Here is a 19,287-nt window from a genome sequence, read left to right as displayed (position 1 = left end):
GGTACGCGGCACCCCTCTTGCGTGACTCCTGCGGTCAGCGCGTCTCGGCCCCCGGGGCCTCGGCCGACTCGGCCTTGCGCAGATCTGCCTTGGTGCCCTTCGCCGCGTCCTCGGCCTCGGCGTCCTTGGGCTCCGCGTCCTTCGCCTTGGCAGCCTTCGCCTTGGCGTCCTTGGCCCCGGTGCTCTTGCCGTCGGCGTCCCCGGCCTCGGCGTCGCCCGCCTCACCACCGGAGGCAACCGGTTCGACCTCCGTCTCCCGGCCCGGCCGCAGCTTCGCCGACAGCACCAGGTAGACCACGGCCAGGACGAAGACCACGATCGAGGTCCACACGTTCAGCCGCACGCCCAGGATGTGGTGCGCCTCGTCGACCCGCATGTACTCGATCCAGCCGCGGCCCACGCAGTACGCGGCGACGTACAGCGCGAAGGCCCGCCCGTGGCCGAGCGTGAAGCGGCGGTCGGCCCAGATGACCAGCAGCGCGACGCCGATGCACCACAGCGACTCGTACAGGAAGGTCGGGTGGTAGGTGCCCGCGTCGCGGTTCGGACCCGCGGTGATCTCCACCGCCCACGGCAGGTCGGTGGCCCGGCCGTACAGCTCCTGGTTGAACCAGTTGCCCCAGCGGCCGCAGGCCTGGGCCAGCGCGATGCCGGGGGCCAGGGCGTCCGCCCAGGCCGGCAGCGGGATCCCGCGCAGCCGGCAGCCGATCCAGGCACCCACCGCGCCCAGCGCGATCGCGCCCCAGATGCCGAGGCCGCCCTCCCAGATCTTGAAGGCGTCGACCCAGTTGCGGCCTTCGCCGAAGTACAGCTGGTAGTCGGTGATCACGTGGTAGAGGCGACCGCCGACCAGGCCGAAGGGCACCGCCCACACGGCGATGTCCGCGACCGTGCCCGGCTTGCCGCCGCGCGCGATCCAGCGACGGTTGCCGAGCCAGACGGCGACGAAGACGCCGATGATGATGCAGAACGCGTAGCCGCGGAGCGGGATCGGTCCGAGATGGATCACGCCGGTCGACGGACTGGGGATGTAAGCAAGGTCCATGGCAGACATGACGCTACCCTGCCGGGTGGTGCGGACGGCAACCACCCGGCAAGACGAGACCAAATCCAGACATGGACCGGCCGGTGGTCAGTCCCCCGAAGCGCCGTTCGAAGCACCGTTCGAGGAGCCGGTCGCGGAGCTGCCCGAAGAGCCGGTCGAAGAGCGGTTCGCGGAGCCGTTCGACGCCGTCCTCGAGGCCGACGGCGAGGCCTTCGCTCCGGCCTTCGTCCCGGATCCGGCCGACGGCGAGGCCTTCCCCGCCGCCTTGTCGGCTTCCTTGTCCGCCCCCTTGTCGGCCGCGGTTCCGCCGGAACCCTTGGCCGCCTCCTCCACCTGCTGCTTCAGCTTCTCCGGGGTCACCGGCTTCGCCTCGTCGGCGAAGATGTTCTTGCCGTCCAGCAGCACGGTCGGCGTGCCCCGGAACTTCCCGGCGATGAAGGCCTCGTGCGATTTGTCCACCCAGCTGTTGTGGGTGCCGTCCTCGACGCACTTGCGGAACGCGGGGGTGTCCAGCCCGTCGACCTTGCCCGCCAGTTCCAGCAGCTTCGCGTTCTTGCCGTAGGCGTCATCGACCTCCTCCGGCTGGTTCTGGAAGAGGACGTCGTGGTACTCGGTGAACTTTCCGGCGTCCTGGGCGCAGGCCGCCGCGTTCGCACCCTTCAGCGAGCCGCTGCCGCCCATGTTCCCGTCGATGAGCTTGACCAGGTGGTAGTCGACCTTGAGCAGGCCCTTGGCCTCCAGCTCGTGGATCGTGTCCCGGTAGTTGTCCTCGAAGGACTTGCAGGCGGGGCAGCGGAAGTCCTCCCACACGGTGAGGGTGGACTTCGCCTCGGCCTTGCCCGTCTGGATGGCGAGGGCGTCCTTGCCGGTGGCCCCGGAGGGGGCGACCACCGGGCCCCCCTTGGAGCCGCCGCTCTTGTCGGTGTTGGCCGCGATCACGCCGACGACGGTCGCCAGACCGAGGACGCCGACGACCGCCGACGCCACGATGAGGGTCCGCCGGCGCTTGTCCCGGGTCTTCTGCCGCTGGCGCTCCTCCTGGAGTCGCTCCCGGGCCGATCGTTTCGTCGCATCGCGGTTAGCACCGTCGTTCTTCTCGCTCACGTTCGGCCAAACGAAGCAGGGAGGCACTCGCGTGCCTCCCTGCTCTCAATTCCACCCGATCGGACTACAGAACCCGGTCAGAGTTCCGGGCTCTCGATCGAACGGGGGCCGTCGGGGCCCCGTCAGCTCCTGCGGACGCCTTGCGCGAGCTCGCCCGCGAGCCCCCGTACGGCGTCCAGCCCGGCCGGCAGGTCCGGCGCGTCCAGCAGCAGCTTCACGAAGGCCGAGCCGACGATCACCCCGTCGGCGAAGCCGGCGACCTCCTTGGCCTGGACGGCGTTGGAGACGCCGAGGCCGACGCAGACCGGCAGGTCGGTCGTGGCGCGCGTGCGCCGGACCAGGTCCTGGGCCTGGTTGCCGACCGATTCGCGGGTGCCGGTGACCCCCATGAGGGAGGCGGCGTAGACGAAGCCGGAACCGGCCGCCGTGATGGTGGCCAGCCGCGCGTCCTTGCTGCTCGGGGCGACGACGAAGACGGTCGCCAGGTTGTGCTTCTCGGCGTGCTCGCGCCACAGCGCGGACTCCTGCACCGGCAGGTCGGGCAGGATGCAGCCGGCGCCGCCCGCCGCCGCCAGCTCGGCCGTGAACCGCTCGACGCCGTAGCGGTCGATGGGGTTCCAGTACGTCATCACCAGGACCGGGGCCCCGGTGGCCTCGTGCGCCTCGCGGACGGTACGGATCACGTCGGCGATCTTGACCCCGCCGCGCAGGGCGATGTCGTCGGCGGTCTGGATGATGGCGCCGTCCAGCACCGGGTCGCTGTGCGGGAGGCCGATCTCGACCACGTCCGCGCCGCCCTCGATGACGGCCTTGACCGCCTCGATGGCACCGTCGACGGTCGGGAAGCCCGCCGGGAGGTAGGCCACGAGGGCCGCGCGGTCCTCGGACTTCGCCTTGGCGAGGGTGTCGCTCAGCAGCTGGAGGTTTCCGGTGCTCACTTGTTCTCCCCCTCGCCGTCGTACAGCCCGAAGTAGCGGGCCGCCGTGTCCATGTCCTTGTCGCCGCGGCCGGACAGGTTGACGACCAGCAGGCCGTCCTTGCCCAGCTCCTTGCCGAGGTCCAGGGCGCCCGCGAGGGCGTGCGCCGACTCGATCGCCGGGATGATCCCCTCGGTGCGCGACAGCAGGCGCAGGGCCTGCATCGCGGCGTCGTCGGTGACCGCGCGGTACTCGCCGCGGCCGGAGTCCTTGAGGTAGGAGTGCTCCGGGCCGATGCCCGGGTAGTCCAGACCGGCCGAGATCGAGTACGGCTCGGTGATCTGGCCCTCCTCGTCCTGGAGGACGTACGAGCGGGAGCCGTGCAGGATCCCGGGCTCGCCGGCGGTCAGCGTGGCCGCGTGCTCGCCGGTCTCGACGCCGTGCCCGGCGGGCTCGAAGCCGACCAGGCGGACGCCGGCGTCCGGGATGAAGGCGTGGAAGAGACCGATGGCGTTCGAGCCGCCGCCGACGCAGGCCGCGACGGCGTCGGGCAGCCGGCCGGCACGCTCCAGGATCTGGCGGCGGGCCTCGACCCCGATGACCCGGTGGAAGTCGCGGACCATGGCCGGGAAGGGGTGGGGGCCGGCGACCGTACCGAAGAGGTAGTGGGTCCGGTCCACGTTGGCGACCCAGTCGCGGAACGCCTCGTTGATCGCGTCCTTGAGCGTCCGGGAGCCGGACTTCACGGCGATGACCTCGGCGCCCAGCATCCGCATGCGGGCGACGTTCAGCGCCTGGCGCTGGGTGTCGATCTCGCCCATGTAGATGACGCACTCGAGGCCGAAGAGCGCGCAGGCGGTGGCGGTGGCCACGCCGTGCTGGCCGGCTCCGGTCTCGGCGATGACGCGGGTCTTGCCCATGCGCTTGGTGAGCAGCGCCTGGCCCAGCACGTTGTTGATCTTGTGCGAGCCAGTGTGGTTCAGGTCCTCGCGCTTGAGGAAGATCCGCGCGCCGCCCGCGTGCTCGGCGAAGCGTGGCACCTCGGTGAGGGCGCTGGGGCGGCCGGTGTAGTTGACCATGAGGTCGTTGAGCTCGGCCGCGAAGGCCGGGTCGCCCTTGGCCTTCTCGTACTCGACGGCGACCTCGTCCACGGCGGCGACGAGCGCCTCCGGGATGAACTTGCCGCCGAAGTCGCCGAAGTAACCCTCGGCGTTGGGAACGTGACCCTCCGGGTCCGGGATGAAGAACTCGCTGGACATGTCCAGTGCTCCTACGGGTGCGAGATGCGGCGGGGTGGATTCACCGTATTGCGCCGTCCGCAAGTACGGCGCACACCCCGCTGGGGGATGTCGCGCGTACGGTGCGGAGCGGCCCGCGCCCGGAGCCGGCCGGCTCGGGCTGCAGGCCGTACGGGAGCGGCTCGCGGCGCGGTACGTCTCGCGTACCGGGCCGCGGCGGCCCTCGTTACAGCGCGCCTCCGCGGCGCCATCGCATGCCGTTGACCTGACCGGGCTCGGAGCCGATCACGTACCGGACCCGCCGCCCGTGCACGCGCCGGGCCGGGGCACGGCAGCCGCGGGGGCGGCAGCCGCGCGCCAGGGGCGCGTGCGCCGTCGGCACGCCGGCCAGGCGGGAGCCGGGCCGGGTGCGGACGGTGGGGCGGTCGTGGGCCATGGGGACGGGTCAGCTCCGCCCGTGGCGCAGGGCGGGGTGGGCGCCGGCGGCGACGAGGTCGGCCACGGCCGCCTTCGGGTCGCGGCCGGTCACCAGGGACTCCCCGACGAGGACGGCGTCGGCGCCCTCGTTGGCGTAGGCGATCAGGTCGTGCGGCCCGCGGATGCCGGATTCGGCGACCTTGACGATGTGGGCCGGGATCTCGCCGACGACGCGCTCGAAGGTGGAGCGGTCGACCTTGAGGTCCTTGAGGTTGCGGGCGTTGACACCGATGATCTTGGCACCGGCGGCGACCGCGCGCTCCACTTCCTCCTCGTCGTGGACCTCGACGAGCGGGGTGAGACCGATGGACTCGGCCCGCTCGATGAGGGAGACGAGGGCCTCCTGCTCCAGGGCCGCGACGATCAGCAGCGCGAGGTCGGCGCCGTAGGCGCGGGCCTCCCAGAGCTGGTACGCCGTGACGATGAAGTCCTTGCGCAGGATCGGGATGTCCACGCGGGCGCGGACGGCCTCCAGGTCGGCCAGCGAGCCGCCGAAACGACGCTGCTCGGTGAGGACGGAGATGACCGCCGCACCGCCCGCCTCGTAGTCGGCGGCGAGCCCGGCCGGATCGGCGATGGCGGCCAGCGCGCCCTTGGAGGGGCTGGAGCGCTTGACCTCGCAGATCACCTTGACGCTGTCGCCGCGCAGGGCAGCGACGCCGTCCTTGGCCTGGGGCGCCTTGGCGGCACGCTCCTTGAGCTCGTCGAGGCTCACGCGGGCCTGCCGTTCGGCAAGGTCTTCGCGGACCCCTTCGATGATCTCGTCGAGCACACTCACGCGAGCGGCCCCCTTCCGGGTCGATGACGGTCGGCCGCCTTGCAGACACGTACAACTGCAAGGTCAGCAATTCAAATGGTATCCGCAGGAGGCCTTGCCCTCCGCACGTGGTTGACGGCGTCCCAGTACCTGGACATCCGGAACCCGGGCTTCATATGCGCTGCTCAAGGGGCTCAGGGGGCCAGCATCGAGCCGAAAGAAAGATTTCGGACGACGACGAAGACCAGGGCCAGCGCGCCGAGCCCCCACCAGTACGGCCGCCGCAGGACGATCCTGGGGACCGGGCCGCCGCGGAAGGCGCGGACCAGCCACAGGGTCATGAATCCGGCGAAGACGAAGTAGCCCGTGACGGCGAGGGCATTCGCCCCGAAGGCCGTGACCAGATCGCCGTGGGCGAACGCGTGCGCACTGCGCAGGCCCCCGCAGCCCGGGCAGAGGATCCCGGTCAGCCGCAGCAGCGGGCAGACCGGATAGTGGCCCGGCTCGTTGGGGTCCACGGTGCCCACGTACGCGAAGGCGACGACGGCCCCGGCCAGGTAGGACGCCGGGACGGCGAGCCTGCGCGCCCGTGACCGCGGGGGCGCGGGCGGCACCTGGTGCGCCGGGTCCGCCGGGTGCCCGGCCGGCGGCAGGGCATCGGGGGTGCGAGAGGGGGTGCGAGAGGCGTCCACCCGGTGATTCTCTCCGGTCATGACAAAAGGCGCAGCCCGGCGGGGCCACGCCTTTCGGCTGCGCTGCATCTCGTCGCGCACCTCGTCGGTCGCGTCAGACCTTGGCAGGGACCTTGTTGGCGGCGATGACCTCGGCGAGGTCCTTGTGAGCGGCCTTCGGCGCACCCATGCCCGCGGCCCTCATCGCCATGCCCACGACACCGCCGAGCACGACGACGACGAGACCGGCCCAGAAGCCGAGCGGGTTCGCGATCACCATGAAGGCGCCGGAGATGCAGAAACCGATGAAGGCGATGATGACACCGGTCCAGGCGGCCGGGGTGTGTCCGTGGCTAGTGCCCGCCATGAGTTGCTCCTCGTTGCTCTGTCGCGCTGCTGTGTCGAACGTGCGGTCTGTGTCGAACGCTCGGTGACCATTGTCCCGCACCGGGCGGCCTCGCCGTCCAGGGGGGTCGGGTCAGCGGGCCGGGCCTGCGGTCGGGTCCGTGGTCGGGTCCTCGCCCCGGTCCAGAGCCTTCCACAGATCTTCCGGCCGGTCCGGATCCACCGCCGCGACGGCGCGCTGACGGGGGCTGCCGTCACGCTCGTAGCGGCCTCCCATCGAGGGCCAGCTCCGGCCGAAGCGCAGCGCCAGCAGCCCGGCGGCCAGGATCAGGACCGCGCCGGCGGCCGTGACGTACGGCCACGTCGTCTGGGTCAGCCCGGCCACGTGCGCGGCGCTGTCCGCGGTCGTACGGGCGGCCTCCGCGTCCAGGGCCCGGCGGCCGTCCGAGCCGAGGAGCGCGGACAGCACGGCGCCCAGGCCGCTGAGCGCCAGCAGGGCCGACACCAGCAGGCGGCTCTTGCCGCGCACGGCGAAGACGGCGACCAGCGCGGCCAGGCCCACGATGGCCAGGGCGGCCGGGAGACCCGTGACGGCCCGGCCGTCCGCGGCCAGCTGGAGCGAGTCGCCGCCGATGGCGGCGGTGCCCCGGGCCCAGGTGCGGCCGGAGGCGAGCAGGACGACGGTGGCGCCGAGCGCGCCGAGCAGCAGCGCGACGGCCACGCTGCGGCGGCCGCTGCGGCTGTCGGGAGCCTCGGGCTCGGACGCGGCATCGTTTCGGGGCGGGGGTACGGCACTCACGTACCCCACTATCCCCTACGCCCTCAGGAGCCGTGGAGGCGGTTCGCCGCTGCCACCGCGCGCAGCACCGCGGCCGCCTTGTTGCGGCACTCCTTGTCCTCCAGCTCGGGCACCGAGTCGGCGACGACACCGGCGCCGGCCTGCACGTACGCCGTGCCGTCGCGCAGCAGCGCGGTGCGGATGGCGATGGCCGTGTCGGAGTCCCCGGCGAAGTCCAGGTAGCCCACGCAGCCGCCGTAGAGGCCGCGGCGGGAGGGTTCCAGCTCCTCGATGATCTGCATGGCGCGGGGCTTGGGCGCGCCGGAGAGGGTGCCGGCCGGGAAGCAGGCGGTGAGCACGTCGAAGGCGGTCCGGCCCTCGGCGACCCGCCCGGTGACGGTGGACACGATGTGCATGACGTGCGAGTACCGCTCGACGCTCATGAAGTCGACGACCTCGACGGAGCCCGGCTCGCAGACCCGGCCGAGGTCGTTGCGGCCCAGGTCGACGAGCATCAGGTGCTCGGCGCGCTCCTTGGGGTCGGCCATCAGCTCCTCGGCGAGCTCGTGGTCCTCCTGCGGCGTGGCTCCGCGGTGGCGGGTGCCGGCGATGGGGTGGACCATGGCCCGCCCGTCCTCGACCTTGACCAGCGCCTCGGGGCTGGAGCCGACGACGTCGAAGCCGTTCTCGAAGCGGAAGAGGTACATGTACGGGGACGGGTTGGTGGCCCGGAGCACCCGGTAGACGTCCAGCGCGGAGGCGTGGCAGGCGGTCTCGAACCGCTGCGAGGGCACCACCTGGAAGGCCTCGCCGGCCCGGATCCGCTCCTTGATGTCCTCGACGGCCGCCTGGTACTTCTCGCCGCCCCACAGCGCCGAGAACTCGGGCAGCTCGGAGGTCGGCAGCGGGGCCGGCGTGTAAGGGGCGGGCCGCGCGAGGTCGGCCTCCATGGCGTCGAGGCGGGCCACGGCGTCCGCGTGGGCCTCGTCCACGCCCGTGTCGAGGTCGTTGTGGTTGATCGCGTTGGCGATGAGCTGGACGGTGCCGTCCCAGTGGTCCAGGACCGCCAGGTCGGAGGTGAGCAGCATGGTCAGCTCGGGCAGTTCGAGGTCGTCGGCCGTGTGCTCGCCGATCCGCTCCAGGCGGCGCACGATGTCGTAGCCGAGGTAGCCGACCATGCCGCCGGTGAAGGGCGGCATCCCGCCCGCGAGGTCGCGGGGTGTGTGCAGGGCCTCCACGGTGGCGCGCAGCGCGTCCAGGGGGTCGCCGTCGGTGGGCACGCCGACGGGCGGGGTGCCGATCCAGTGCGCGCGGCCGTCCCGGGCGGTCAGGGTGGCGTCGCTGCGGACGCCGATGAAGGAGTACCGGGACCAGGAGCGGCCGTTCTCGGCCGATTCCAGCAGGAAGGTGCCGGGGCGTTCGGCGGCCAGCTTGCGGTAGAGCCCCACGGGGGTGTCCCCGTCGGCCAGCAGCTTGCGGCTCACGGGGATGACGCGGCGGTCGGCCGCGAGCTTGCGGAACGTCTCAAGATCCATTGCGTGGGACCCTACCTAGTCGGCTGCGCGGAGGAGGACATCGTCGTCGAAGCAGGTCCGGGCCCCGGTGTGACAGGCGGCTCCGACCTGGTCGACCTGGACGAGCACGGTGTCGGCATCGCAGTCCAGCGCGACGGACTTCACGTGCTGGAAGTGGCCGGAAGTGTCCCCCTTCACCCAGTACTCCTGGCGGCTGCGGGACCAGTAGGTGCAGCGGCCGGTGGTCAGGGTGCGGTGCAGGGCCTCGTCGTCCATCCAGCCGAGCATGAGCACCTCACCGGTGTCGTACTGCTGGGCGATGGCCGGTACCAGTCCGTCGGCGGAGCGCTTGAGCCGTGCGGCGATGGCGGGATCGAGGGAGCCGGGGCGGGAGGACGTACTCATACGGACATTGTGCCGGGCCGGGACGGCGGTGATGATCCGCGTCCGCCTGATGGGCGGGCACGCGGTGGGTTCCGGCCGTAGGCTGGCCTGCATGTCTACCCATGCGAAGCGTGAACGCCTGTTGCTGGCGGACCTGTTGGAGGCGGCCGGCCCGGAGGCCCCCACGCTGTGCGACGGCTGGACCTGCCGGGAACTGGCTGCGCACGTCGTCGTCCGGGAACGGCGGCCGGACGCGGCGGGCGGGATCCTGCTGAACGTGCTGAAGGCCCGCCTGGACAAGGCCATGGCGGAGTACACGGCCAAGCCGTTCGAGGAACTGATCCAGCTGATCCGGACCGGCCCGCCGAGGATGTCGGTGTACGCGCTGAAGCAGATCGACGAGGCGGCGAACGCGGTGGAGTTCTTCGTCCACGCGGAGGACGTCCGCCGGGCGCAGCCGGACTGGTCCCCGCGGGAACTGGACCCGGTGTTCTCGGACTCCCTGTGGTCCCGCCTGGAGAAGATGGCCCGCCTGACGGGCCGCCGCTCCCCGGTGGGCCTGGTCCTGCGCCGCCCGAACGGCCAGACGGCGGTGGCGCACAAGGGGGCGCCGGTGGTGACGGTGACGGGCGAGCCGGGCGAACTGACCCTGTTCTGCTTCGGCCGCCAGGACTCGGCCGACGTCTCTCTGGACGGGGAGAAGGAGGCGGTCGCCAAGTTGACGGTGGCCAAGCTGGGCATCTAGGCCCCGGATCGGGCCGGGCGCTTTCGGCTCGTCCCTCTTGTCTGGCAGGGACATGGCGTGCTTAATGAAGCCCCGCTCCGTCCGCGGTCGACAGCTCACGGGGGAAGAATGTCGAACTCGGTCCCGCCACCGTTACCTTCCCGGCCGCCACAGCAGCCGTCGACTGCTCCACCGGTCCCACCGCCGCTCTCTTCCGGGAGCGGTGTGGAGCTGCGGGTCAGCAGCCGGCTGCTGTGGGTGGACGGCGCGGCCTATCCGCTGCACAACATCGCCCGGGTGCACACCTTCAAGCTCAGGCCCGACCGCTGGAAAGCCTTCATGAGCTTCCTGAAGGGGGTCGCCGCCGCCGTCGTGGCCGTCCTCGCGCTCCAACTCACCAACGGGAACTCGCAGCCGTTCAGCAGCTCGGACTACGGCACGGACGATTCCGCGACAGGGCTGTGGAGCCTCGTCGTCTGCGTGGTGATCGTCCTCTTCGTCCGGCTGCTCTCACAGTTGTTCGCGCGGTCCGAGCACGTTCTGGCCGTGGAGACCTCGGGCCCCAGCGCCCTGGTGACCCTGCCCGACAAGGAGCAGCTGCGGCAGCTGGTCGGGCAGATCGTGCACGCCATCGAGCACCCGACGGCCGAGTTCGCCGTACGGGTCCAGCGCGTCGGCGACACGGTGAACATCTTCGGCGGCACCGGACACACGGGAATCAAGAAATGACCGAGGGCAACCACTACGGCGACGTCGTCAACATCCATGGCGGGACGCACCACATCGGCATCGTGAAGAACCAGTCCCCCACCATCGCCCCGCAGCTTCCCGCCGACCAGCGTGAGGCCATCGCCGAGCTGGTCCGGCTGCTCGACGGGCTGCGCGACCGGATGCCGCCCGGCGGCGCCGAGACCGTCGACGGCTCCCTGCGCGCGATCGGCTCCGCCGACAGCACCCCTCAGGAGCGGCGCAACGCCCTGATGGCCGTGGCCGGGGTCGCGTCGCTGATCGGCACCGTCGCCCAGCCGGTCAGGGACGCGGTGACCGCGATCCTCCAGCTGATCGGCGGCTGAGCCGGTGCGGGGCCCGGCCGGAGACCGGACGGGCCCCGCACCGTGGCGCAGGACCGGGTCAGCGGACCGGGTGGCCCGCTTCCCGGAGGGTGGCCTTGACCTCGGAGATCCGCAGGTCGCCGAAGTGGAACACCGACGCCGCCAGCACGGCGTCCGCGCCCGCCTCGATGGCCGGCGGGAAGTGCTCCAGCCTGCCGGCCCCGCCCGAGGCGATCACCGGGACCGTGACGTGCTTGCGTACGGCCGCGATCATCTCGGTGTCGTAGCCGTCCTTCGTCCCGTCCGCGTCCATCGAGTTGAGCAGGATCTCCCCCGCGCCCAGCTCGGCCGCCCGGTGGGCCCACTCGACGGCGTCGATGCCGGTGCCCCGGCGGCCGCCGTGCGTGGTGACCTCGAAGGTGCCGGCCTCGGTCCGGCGGGCGTCGACCGACAGGACGAGGACCTGGCGGCCGAAGCGCTCCGCGATCTCCTGGATCAGCTCGGGGCGGGCGATGGCGGCGGTGTTGACGCCGACCTTGTCCGCTCCGGCCCGCAGCAGCTTGTCGACGTCGTCCGCCGTGCGGACGCCGCCGCCCACCGTGAGCGGGATGAAGACCTGCTCGGCGGTCCGCCGCACCACGTCGTACGTGGTCTCGCGGTTGCCGGAGGAGGCGGTGATGTCGAGGAAGGTCAGCTCGTCGGCGCCTTCGGCGTCGTACAGCTTGGCCATCTCCACCGGGTCACCGGCGTCGCGCAGGTTCTGGAAGTTGACGCCCTTGACGACCCGGCCGTTGTCCACGTCCAGGCAGGGGATCACGCGTACGGCGAGGCTCATCCGGACACCGCCTTGTACGCCTCGACCTCCACCTCGACGACCATCGACGGGTCGACGAAGCCGGAGACGATGAGCATGGTCGCGGCCGGGCGGACCGCGTCGAAGAGTTCCTTGTGCGCGCGGCCCACCTCGTCCACGTCGCGGGCGTGCGTCAGGTACATGCGGGTGCGGACGACGTCCTCGGGGCCGAGCCCGGCCTGGGCGAGGGCCTTGAAGGCGACGCCGAAGGCCGCGACGGTCTGGTCGTACGGGCCGCCAGCGTCGGCCGCGGTGCAGCCGGAGACGAGCACGAGCCCGTTCGGCAGCTGCACGGCGCGGGAGTACGCGATGACGTCCTCGTAGGGGCCGCCGGAGGAGATGCGGCGTACGTCTGCGGAGCTCATGCGGAGACCACCTTCAGGGCTTCTTCCAGGGTGAAGGCCTTGGCGTACAGGGCCTTGCCGACGATCGCGCCTTCGACGCCCAGCGGGACCAGCTCGGCCAGGGCCCGCAGGTCGTCCAGGGAGGAGATGCCGCCGGAGGCGACGACGGGCCGGTCGGTGGCGGCGCAGACGTTCTTCAGCAGCTCCAGGTTGGGGCCGGTGAGCGTGCCGTCCTTGCCGATGTCGGTGACGACGTACCGGGCGCAGCCCTCGGAGTCCAGGCGCGCGAGGGTCTCGTAGAGGTCGCCGCCCTCGCTGGTCCAGCCGCGGCCCTTGAGGGTGGTGCCGCGTACGTCGAGACCGACCGCGATCTTGTCGCCGTGCTCGGCGATGGCCTTGGCGGCCCACTCGGGGGTCTCCAGGGCGGCGGTGCCGAGGTTGACGCGGGTGCAGCCGGTGGCGAGGGCCGCGGCGAGCGAGGCGTCGTCGCGGATGCCGCCGGAGAGCTCGACCTTGATGTCCATGGCGCCGGTGATCTCGGCGACCAGGGCACGGTTGTCACCGGTGCCGAAGGCGGCGTCGAGGTCGACCAGGTGCAGCCATTCGGCGCCGGAGCGCTGCCAGGCGAGGGCCGCCTCCAGCGGGGAGCCGTAGGAGGTCTCGCTGCCGGACACCCCGTGCACGAGGCGGACGGCCTGACCGTCGCGGACGTCGACCGCGGGAAGGAGTTCCAGCTTCGCTGAGGACACGGTCATCACAGGGTCTCGATCCAGTTGGTGAGGAGCTGGGCGCCGGCGTCGCCGGACTTCTCGGGGTGGAACTGGGTGGCCCACAGTGCCCCGTTCTCCACCGCCGCGACGAAACGCTCGCCGTGGGTGGCCCAGGTGACCTTGGGGGCGCGGATGAGCGGGTTGGTGGTCTCCAGGGTCCACTCGCGCGCCGCGTAGGAGTGCACGAAGTAGAAGCGGGCGTCGGCGTCCAGGCCGGCGAAGGCCTGGCTGTCGGCCGGGGCCTCGACGGTGTTCCAGCCCATGTGCGGGACGATCGGGGCCTTCAGCGGGCCGACCGTGCCGGGCCACTCGTCCAGGCCCTCGGTCTCCACGCCGTGCTCGATGCCGCGCTCGAAGAGGACCTGCATGCCGACGCAGATGCCCATGACCGGGCGGCCGCCGGAGAGCCGGCGGCCGATGATCCAGTCGCCGCGGGCCCCGCGCAGGCCCTCCATGCAGGCGGAGAAGGCGCCGACGCCGGGGACGAGGAGTCCGTCGGCGTCCATGGCCTTGTCGTAGTCACGGGTGATCTCGACGTCGGCGCCGACGCGGGCGAGGGCCCGCTCGGCGGAGCGGACGTTGCCGAAGCCGTAGTCGAAGACGACGACCTTCTTGGTGGGGCGTGCTGTGCTCATTCCCAAATTCCCTGGATCCGCAGGACTCCGGCGGCGAGGCACATCGCGGAGCCGATGGCGAGCAGGACGATGACCGACATCGTCATCTTCTGCTTGTGGAAGGAGTAGACGCCACCGGCCAGGAACAGGCCGAGGACGATCAGGATGGTGTTGAGGCCGTTCACGGCTAGAGGGCGCCCTTCGTGGAGGGCAGGATGCCGGCCGCGCGCGGGTCGAACTCGGCGGCGTAGCGCAGGGCCCGGGCGAGGGCCTTGAACTGGCACTCCACGATGTGGTGGGCGTTGCGCCCGTACGGGACGTGGACGTGCAGGGCGATCTGCGCCTGCGCGACGAAGGACTCCAGGATGTGCCGGGTCATCGTGGTGTCGTATTCGCCGATCATCGGCGCCATGTTCTCGGGCTCGGTGTGCACGAGGTACGGGCGGCCGGACAGGTCGACGGTCACCTGGGCGAGGGACTCGTCGAGCGGCACGGTGCAGTTGCCGAAGCGGTAGATGCCGACCTTGTCGCCGAGGGCCTGCTTGAAGGCGGCGCCCAGCGCGAGGGCGGTGTCCTCGATGGTGTGGTGGCTGTCGATGTGCAGGTCGCCGTCCGTCTTGACCGTGAGGTCGAAGAGGCCGTGGCGGCCGAGCTGGTCGAGCATGTGGTCGTAGAAGCCCACGCCCGTCGAGACGTCGACCTTGCCGGTGCCGTCGAGGTCTATCTCGACGAGGACCGAGGTCTCCTTGGTGGTCCGTTCGACCCGTCCGATGCGGCTCATGCGTGCTGCTCCTTCTTCAGTGCGCGAACCGCTTCCAGGAACGCGTCGTTCTCTGCCGGGGTGCCGGCGGTGACGCGCAGCCACCCCGGTACTCCGTTGTCACGGACCAGGACACCCTGGTCGAGGATCTTCTGCCATGCGGTGTGGGAGTCGTCGAACTTCCCGAACTGGATGAAGTTCGCGTCGGACTCGGTGACCTCGTAGCCGATGGCCCGCAGTTCGACGACCAGCCGGTCCCGCTCGGCCTTGAGCTGCTCGACGTAGCCGAGCAGGGTGTCGGTGTGCTCCAGGGCGGCCAGCGCGGTGGCCTGGGTGACGGCCGACAGGTGGTACGGCAGGCGCACCAGCTGGACGGCGTCGACGACGGCGGGGTGCGCGGCCAGGTAGCCCAGGCGCAGGCCGGCCGCGCCGAAGGCCTTGGACATGGTCCGGGAGACCACCATGTTCGGGCGGCCCTCGATGAGGGGCAGCAGCGAGTCGCGGTGGCTGAACTCGACGTACGCCTCGTCCACGATGACCAGCGAGGGCTTGGCCGCCTGCGCGGCCTCGTAGAGGGCGAGGACCGTCTCGGCCTCGACCGCGGTGCCCGTGGGGTTGTTGGGCGAGGTGATGAAGACGACGTCGGGGGCGTGCTCCGCGATGGCCTGCTCGGCCGCCTCCACGTCGATGGTGAAGTCCTCGCGGCGCGGGCCGGAGATCCACCCGGTGCCGGTGCCGCGGGAGATCAGCGCGTGCATCGAGTAGGAGGGCTCGAAACCGAGGGCGGTGCGGCCGGGCCCGCCGAAGGTCTGCAGCAGCTGCTGGATGACCTCGTTGGAGCCGTTGGCGGCCCATACGTTCTCCCGCGCGACCGGGTGCTTGCCCGTACGGGTGAGGTAGGCGGCCAGCTGGGTGCGCAGCTCGACCGCGTCCCGGTCGGGGTAGCGGTTGAGGGTGCGGGCGGCCTCGGCCACCCGCTCGGCGATCCGCGCGACGAGCTCGGCGGGGAGCTCGTAGGGGTTCTCGTTGGTGTTCAGCTGGACGGGCACGTCGAGCTGGGGGGCGCCGTACGGGGTCTTGCCGCGCAGCTCGTCCCGGATGGGGAGGTCGTCGATGCCGGTCACGCCTGGGGAACCTTCCATCCGAAGCGGGCCTTGAGGGCGGCGCCGTGCGCCGGCAGGTCCTCGGCCTCCGCGAGGGTCACCACGTGGTGGGTGACCTCGGCGAGGGCGTCCCGCGTGTAGTCGACGATGTGGATCCCGCGCAGGAAGGACTGCACGGACAGGCCCGAGGAGTGGCAGGCGCAGCCGCCGGTGGGCAGCACGTGGTTCGACCCGGCGCAGTAGTCGCCGAGGGAGACCGGGGCCCACGGGCCGACGAAGATCGCGCCGGCGTTGCGGACGCGGGCGGCCCAGGCCGCGGCGTCCGCGGTCTGGATCTCCAGGTGCTCGGCGCCGTACGCGTCGACGACCTTGAGCCCGTCCTCCAGGCTGTCGACCAGCACGATCGCGGACTGCTTGCCGGCGAGCGCGGGCTTGATCCGGTCCTCGACGTGCTTGGTCGCGGCGACCTGCGGCTCCAGCTCCCGCTCGACCGCGTCCGCGAGCTCCGCGGAGTCGGTGACGAGGACGGCGGCGGCCAGCGGGTCGTGCTCGGCCTGGCTGATCAGGTCGGCGGCGACGTGCACCGGGTCGGCCGTGGAGTCCGCGAGGACCGCGATCTCGGTCGGGCCGGCCTCGGTGTCGATGCCGATCTTCCCGGTGAAGTAGCGCTTGGCGGCGGCGACCCAGATGTTGCCGGGGCCGGTCACCATGTTGACCGGCAGGCAGTCCTCGGTGCCGTACGCGAACATCGCGACGGCGACCGCGCCGCCGGCCGCGTACACCTCGTCCACGCCGAGCAGCGCGCACGCGGCGAGGATCGTCGGGTGCGGCAGCCCGCCGAACTCCTTCTGCGGCGGGGAGGCGAGCGCGATCGACTCGACGCCCGCTTCCTGGGCGGGAACGACGTTCATCACGACGGAGGAGGGGTACACCGAGCGGCCGCCGGGGGCGTACAGGCCCACGCGCTCCACCGGAACCCACTTCTCGGTCACGGTTCCGCCGGGGACCACCTGGGTGGTGTGCTCGCTGCGGCGCTGGTTGCGGTGCACGATCCGGGCGCGCCGGATCGACTCCTCCAAGGCGGCGCGGACGGCCGGGTCCAGCTGTTCCAGGGCGGCCTTGATGGCCTCCGCGGGTACCCGGACCCGCGAGAGCTCGACTCCGTCGAACTTCTGCGCGTACTCGATCAGCGCCGCCGTGCCACGATGATGGACGTCCTCGCAGATGGGCCGCACCTTCTCCAGGGCAGCTTCTACGTCGAACTCGGCACGGGGCAGCAGATCGCGCATGGCGCCACCCTCGGGGAGGGCGTCACCGCGCAGGTCGATACGAGAGATCACCTCCCAATTCTCTCAGACCGCCCAGCGCCACCGTTCGCCCGTATCACTGGCTGATACACGCCCCGGATGTCACAGGCGCCCGATAACTTTGATCTACACGTACATGTCAGCGGAGGGGGGCCGCCGTGGCCGAGGCGCGCGCGGGCGAGGAACCGGCGGATCTCACCGCTTCCGAGCGCCGCATGTGGGAGGCGTTCCGCACCGGCAGCATCTGCGACCTCAGCGCCCGGGCCCCCGACCAAGACGATCCGCACGCCGACCGCGTCTGGGGCCCCGGGCGCAGCGTCCGCGCCCGGGTGGTCGCCCTGCTGCTGCTCCACGGGCCGCCGCCGGTGCCGGGCCGGGTGGCCTCGCTCAAGCTGCGCGGGGTGCGGATCACCGGGCGGCTGGATCTGTCCGGTGGCACGGTGGCCCCGTACGTCGAGCTCCAGTCCTGCCGCTTCGACAGCGAGATCCAGCTGTCCGAGGCCCGCTTCGGCACCCTGCGCCTGATCAACTGCGCGATTCCGCGGCTGGAGGCGGCCCGCCTGCACACCGAGGGCGATCTGCACCTGCCGCGCTGCCGGGTGGCGCGCGGGATCCGGCTGACCGACGCACAGATCGGCACCGACCTGCTGGTCAGCCAGGCCGTGGTGCAGCGGGACAGCAAGGGCCGGGCCGTGGCCGCCGACGGGATGTCGGTCGCGCAGGACTTCCAGGGCGAGCTGCTGGAGACGTACGGGGAGGTGAGCCTGCGCGGCGCCAAGGTCGGCGTGTCGATGAACCTGCGCGGGGCCCGCCTGCACAACCCGTCCGGGCGGTTCGCGCTGAACGCCCCGCAGCTGACCGTCGAGCGGACCCTGTACCTGACCTCGATCGCGCTGGGCTACGTGCAGGGCGGGGAGGGCTCCTCCACTCCCCCGTACGGGCTGGGGGCGACGCCGGTGCGCGGCCGGCGGGCGCAGCGCTTCGAGTGCCGGGGCGGGCTGCGGCTGGACGACGGCCGCTTCGGGGACGCCATCGACTTCTACGGCGCGCGGTTCGAGCTCACGGACGAGCAGGAGATCTCCCTGCGCCGGATCCAGACCCCCGAGTTCCGTTTCGTCGGCGAGCGGCCGGAGCGCGGGCGTGTCGTGGTGTCCGGGGCCAAGGTCGTCAAGCTCGTCGACACCTCCACCAGCTGGCCGGGCCCGGGCGGGGTGTCCATAGAGGGATTCGTCTACGAGAACCTCGCGCCGCGCGGCCACTTCCCGCTCGCCCGGCGCCTCGCCTGGGTGGCGGCGGCCACCCCCGAGTACTCGCCGGAACCGTACGAGCGGCTGGCCGCCGTCCTGCGCGCGAGCGGCGAGGACGCGGACGCCCGCGAGGTGCTGCTGGCCAAGCAGCGCCGGCGCCGGGCCACGCTGCCGCCGGGGCCGAAGGCGTGGGGGTACCTGCAGGACTGGACGGTGGTCTACGGGTACCGGCCGGGCCGGGCCGCGCTGTGGATGGCGGTGCTGTGGGCAGCGGGCGCGCTGCTGTTCTCCCAGCTCGATCCGCCGGCCATCAAGGAGGACGAGCATCCGCAGTGGAGCGCCGCCCTGTACGCGCTGGACCTGCTGCTCCCGGTGATCGACCTCGGCCAGCAGGGCCAGTGGAAGCTGGAGGGCGGCTGGCAGTGGGGGGCGGCGGGCCTCGTCATCATGGGCTGGATCCTGGCCACGACGGTGGCCGCGGGGGCGTCCCGGCTGCTGCGGCGGGGGTGACGGGGTCTGTGCCCGGGCGATTACCCTGTGCCTCGTGACCACCGTTCGCCTGCCCCTCTTCCCGCTGAACTCGGTGCTGTTCCCGGGACTCGTCCTCCCGCTGAACATCTTCGAGGAGCGTTATCGCGCCATGATGCGCGAGCTGCTGAAGACGGGCGAGGAGGAACCGCGCCGGTTCGCCGTCGTCGCGATCCGCGACGGCCGGGAGGTGGCACCGACCGCGCCCGGGCTGCCGGACCAGACCGCCCTGCCCGAGCGGGGCCCCGCCGCTGGCTTCGGCTCCGACCCGATCCAGGCCTTCCACCGGGTGGGCTGCATCGCGGACGCGGCGACGATCCGGGAGCGGGAGGACGGCAGTTTCGAGGTCCTGGCGACGGGTACGACGCGGGTCCGCCTGCTCTCGGTCGACTCCTCGGGCCCCTTCCTGACGGCCGAGCTGGAAGAGCTCCCGGAGGACTCGGGCGACGGCGCGGGGGTCCTGGCCGAGGGGGTGCTGCGGGCGTTCCGCAGTTACCAGAAGCGGCTGGCGGGGGCCCGCGAGCGGTCCCTGACGGGCGCGGAGCTCCCCGACGAGCCCTCGGTGGTCTCCTACCTGGTGGCCGCGGCGGCGGTGCTGGACATCCCCGCGAAGCAGCGGCTGCTGCAGGCCCCGGACACGGCGACCCGGCTGGCGGAGGAACTGAAGCTGCTGCGTACGGAGACGGCGGTGATCCGCCACCTCCCGTCCCTGCCGGCGGTGGACCTGACCCGTTCCCCGACCAGCCCGAACTGAC

General features: G+C 71.9%; 23 protein-coding genes and 1 pseudogene. 5 read left to right on the top strand and 19 right to left on the bottom strand.

Annotation, left to right across the window (positions count from 1 at the left end; all coding sequences use genetic code 11):
- Window positions 1–34 precede the first annotated feature (34 nt).
- From lgt to hisI, 11 genes and pseudogenes are all read right to left on the bottom strand, one after another.
- Window positions 35–1,045, bottom strand: a complete 1,011-nt coding sequence (gene lgt, locus ACIPYQ_RS04495) for a prolipoprotein diacylglyceryl transferase (RefSeq protein WP_401246124.1) — start codon at window positions 1,043–1,045, stop codon at window positions 35–37.
- A 312-nt stretch (window positions 1,046–1,357) separates the two neighbouring features.
- Window positions 1,358–2,149: pseudogene (locus ACIPYQ_RS04490) on the bottom strand (DsbA family protein); the annotation flags it as partial.
- Between the two features lie 122 nt (window positions 2,150–2,271).
- Window positions 2,272–3,087 (bottom strand): tryptophan synthase subunit alpha, encoded by an 816-nt coding sequence (trpA, locus tag ACIPYQ_RS04485; RefSeq protein WP_361758877.1) that lies wholly within the window; start codon window positions 3,085–3,087, stop codon window positions 2,272–2,274.
- Window positions 3,084–4,325, bottom strand: coding sequence for a tryptophan synthase subunit beta (trpB, locus tag ACIPYQ_RS04480; RefSeq protein ID WP_361758874.1), 1,242 nt, complete (start codon window positions 4,323–4,325; stop codon window positions 3,084–3,086). The genes trpA and trpB overlap by 4 nt, the downstream gene beginning before the upstream one ends.
- Window positions 4,326–4,530: 205 nt before the next feature.
- Complete coding sequence (gene trpM, locus ACIPYQ_RS04475; RefSeq protein ID WP_361758871.1) at window positions 4,531–4,740, bottom strand: tryptophan biosynthesis modulator TrpM; 210 nt, start codon at window positions 4,738–4,740, stop codon at window positions 4,531–4,533.
- A gap of 9 nt (window positions 4,741–4,749) precedes the next feature.
- The gene (trpC, locus tag ACIPYQ_RS04470) at window positions 4,750–5,559 is read right to left on the bottom strand and encodes an indole-3-glycerol phosphate synthase TrpC (RefSeq protein WP_214932893.1); all 810 of its coding nucleotides are present in this window, start codon (window positions 5,557–5,559) and stop codon (window positions 4,750–4,752) included.
- Between the two features lie 173 nt (window positions 5,560–5,732).
- Complete coding sequence (locus ACIPYQ_RS04465; protein WP_401245940.1) at window positions 5,733–6,230, bottom strand: DUF2752 domain-containing protein; 498 nt, start codon at window positions 6,228–6,230, stop codon at window positions 5,733–5,735.
- A gap of 94 nt (window positions 6,231–6,324) precedes the next feature.
- Window positions 6,325–6,576, bottom strand: a complete 252-nt coding sequence (locus ACIPYQ_RS04460; RefSeq protein WP_362806835.1) for an HGxxPAAW family protein — start codon at window positions 6,574–6,576, stop codon at window positions 6,325–6,327.
- Between the two features lie 111 nt (window positions 6,577–6,687).
- Window positions 6,688–7,362 (bottom strand): TIGR02234 family membrane protein, encoded by a 675-nt coding sequence (locus tag ACIPYQ_RS04455; protein ID WP_362238093.1) that lies wholly within the window; start codon window positions 7,360–7,362, stop codon window positions 6,688–6,690.
- Between the two features lie 14 nt (window positions 7,363–7,376).
- Window positions 7,377–8,867, bottom strand: a complete 1,491-nt coding sequence (locus ACIPYQ_RS04450; protein ID WP_361758858.1) for an anthranilate synthase component I — start codon at window positions 8,865–8,867, stop codon at window positions 7,377–7,379.
- Window positions 8,868–8,882: 15 nt separating this feature from the next.
- Window positions 8,883–9,251: a phosphoribosyl-AMP cyclohydrolase gene (gene hisI / locus ACIPYQ_RS04445; RefSeq protein WP_361758855.1), complete on the bottom strand. Its 369-nt coding sequence runs from the start codon at window positions 9,249–9,251 to the stop codon at window positions 8,883–8,885.
- Between the two features lie 91 nt (window positions 9,252–9,342).
- On the opposite strand from hisI, the gene ACIPYQ_RS04440 reads away from it, so the two are divergent.
- From ACIPYQ_RS04440 to ACIPYQ_RS04430, 3 genes are all read left to right on the top strand, one after another.
- Complete coding sequence (locus ACIPYQ_RS04440; protein ID WP_401245936.1) at window positions 9,343–9,975, top strand: TIGR03085 family metal-binding protein; 633 nt, start codon at window positions 9,343–9,345, stop codon at window positions 9,973–9,975.
- Between the two features lie 204 nt (window positions 9,976–10,179).
- Window positions 10,180–10,683: a DUF6232 family protein gene (locus tag ACIPYQ_RS04435; RefSeq protein ID WP_401245934.1), complete on the top strand. Its 504-nt coding sequence runs from the start codon at window positions 10,180–10,182 to the stop codon at window positions 10,681–10,683.
- Entirely contained in the window at window positions 10,680–11,027 is a 348-nt protein-coding gene (locus ACIPYQ_RS04430) for a hypothetical protein (RefSeq protein WP_401245932.1), read from the top strand. The genes ACIPYQ_RS04435 and ACIPYQ_RS04430 overlap by 4 nt, the downstream gene beginning before the upstream one ends.
- 58 nt (window positions 11,028–11,085) lie before the next feature.
- On the opposite strand, the gene hisF is transcribed toward ACIPYQ_RS04430, so the two are convergent.
- Genes hisF through hisD form a run of 8 tightly spaced genes read right to left on the bottom strand, consistent with a single transcriptional unit; the run spans window position 11,086 to window position 16,790 of the window.
- Window positions 11,086–11,841 carry an imidazole glycerol phosphate synthase subunit HisF gene (hisF, locus tag ACIPYQ_RS04425; protein WP_361758844.1) on the bottom strand — a complete coding sequence of 252 codons (756 nt, stop codon included), beginning with the start codon at window positions 11,839–11,841 and terminating at the stop codon, window positions 11,086–11,088.
- On the bottom strand, window positions 11,838–12,224 hold the full coding sequence (locus tag ACIPYQ_RS04420; protein WP_361758841.1) for a RidA family protein: 387 nt from the start codon (window positions 12,222–12,224) through the stop codon (window positions 11,838–11,840). The genes hisF and ACIPYQ_RS04420 overlap by 4 nt, the downstream gene beginning before the upstream one ends.
- Complete coding sequence (priA, locus tag ACIPYQ_RS04415; protein ID WP_319721782.1) at window positions 12,221–12,958, bottom strand: bifunctional 1-(5-phosphoribosyl)-5-((5-phosphoribosylamino)methylideneamino)imidazole-4-carboxamide isomerase/phosphoribosylanthranilate isomerase PriA; 738 nt, start codon at window positions 12,956–12,958, stop codon at window positions 12,221–12,223. Before priA ends, ACIPYQ_RS04420 begins: the two co-directional genes overlap by 4 nt.
- Window positions 12,958–13,608: an imidazole glycerol phosphate synthase subunit HisH gene (gene hisH, locus ACIPYQ_RS04410; RefSeq protein WP_401245929.1), complete on the bottom strand. Its 651-nt coding sequence runs from the start codon at window positions 13,606–13,608 to the stop codon at window positions 12,958–12,960. The genes priA and hisH overlap by 1 nt, the downstream gene beginning before the upstream one ends.
- A complete protein-coding gene (locus ACIPYQ_RS04405) occupies window positions 13,605–13,772 on the bottom strand; it encodes a hypothetical protein (RefSeq protein WP_401245927.1) in 168 nt (55 codons plus the stop codon). The genes hisH and ACIPYQ_RS04405 overlap by 4 nt, the downstream gene beginning before the upstream one ends.
- Before the next feature lie 2 nt (window positions 13,773–13,774).
- Window positions 13,775–14,368, bottom strand: a complete 594-nt coding sequence (gene hisB, locus ACIPYQ_RS04400) for an imidazoleglycerol-phosphate dehydratase HisB (protein ID WP_401245925.1) — start codon at window positions 14,366–14,368, stop codon at window positions 13,775–13,777.
- Complete coding sequence (locus ACIPYQ_RS04395) at window positions 14,365–15,471, bottom strand: histidinol-phosphate transaminase (protein WP_401245923.1); 1,107 nt, start codon at window positions 15,469–15,471, stop codon at window positions 14,365–14,367. Before ACIPYQ_RS04395 ends, hisB begins: the two co-directional genes overlap by 4 nt.
- On the bottom strand, window positions 15,468–16,790 hold the full coding sequence (hisD, locus tag ACIPYQ_RS04390) for a histidinol dehydrogenase (protein WP_401245921.1): 1,323 nt from the start codon (window positions 16,788–16,790) through the stop codon (window positions 15,468–15,470). The genes ACIPYQ_RS04395 and hisD overlap by 4 nt, the downstream gene beginning before the upstream one ends.
- Window positions 16,791–16,915: 125 nt before the next feature.
- On the opposite strand from hisD, the gene ACIPYQ_RS04385 reads away from it, so the two are divergent.
- Window positions 16,916–18,514: an oxidoreductase gene (locus ACIPYQ_RS04385; protein WP_401245919.1), complete on the top strand. Its 1,599-nt coding sequence runs from the start codon at window positions 16,916–16,918 to the stop codon at window positions 18,512–18,514.
- Between the two features lie 34 nt (window positions 18,515–18,548).
- On the top strand, window positions 18,549–19,286 hold the full coding sequence (locus ACIPYQ_RS04380) for an LON peptidase substrate-binding domain-containing protein (protein WP_361758827.1): 738 nt from the start codon (window positions 18,549–18,551) through the stop codon (window positions 19,284–19,286).
- The last annotated feature ends 1 nt before the right edge of the window (window position 19,287 follow it).

The organism is Streptomyces sp. NPDC090045 (assembly GCF_044747975.1).
Classification (GTDB): Bacteria; Actinomycetota; Actinomycetes; order Streptomycetales; family Streptomycetaceae; genus Streptomyces.
Note: the sequence above shows the minus strand (reverse complement) of the source record. Positions and strands in the feature narration are given on the sequence as shown.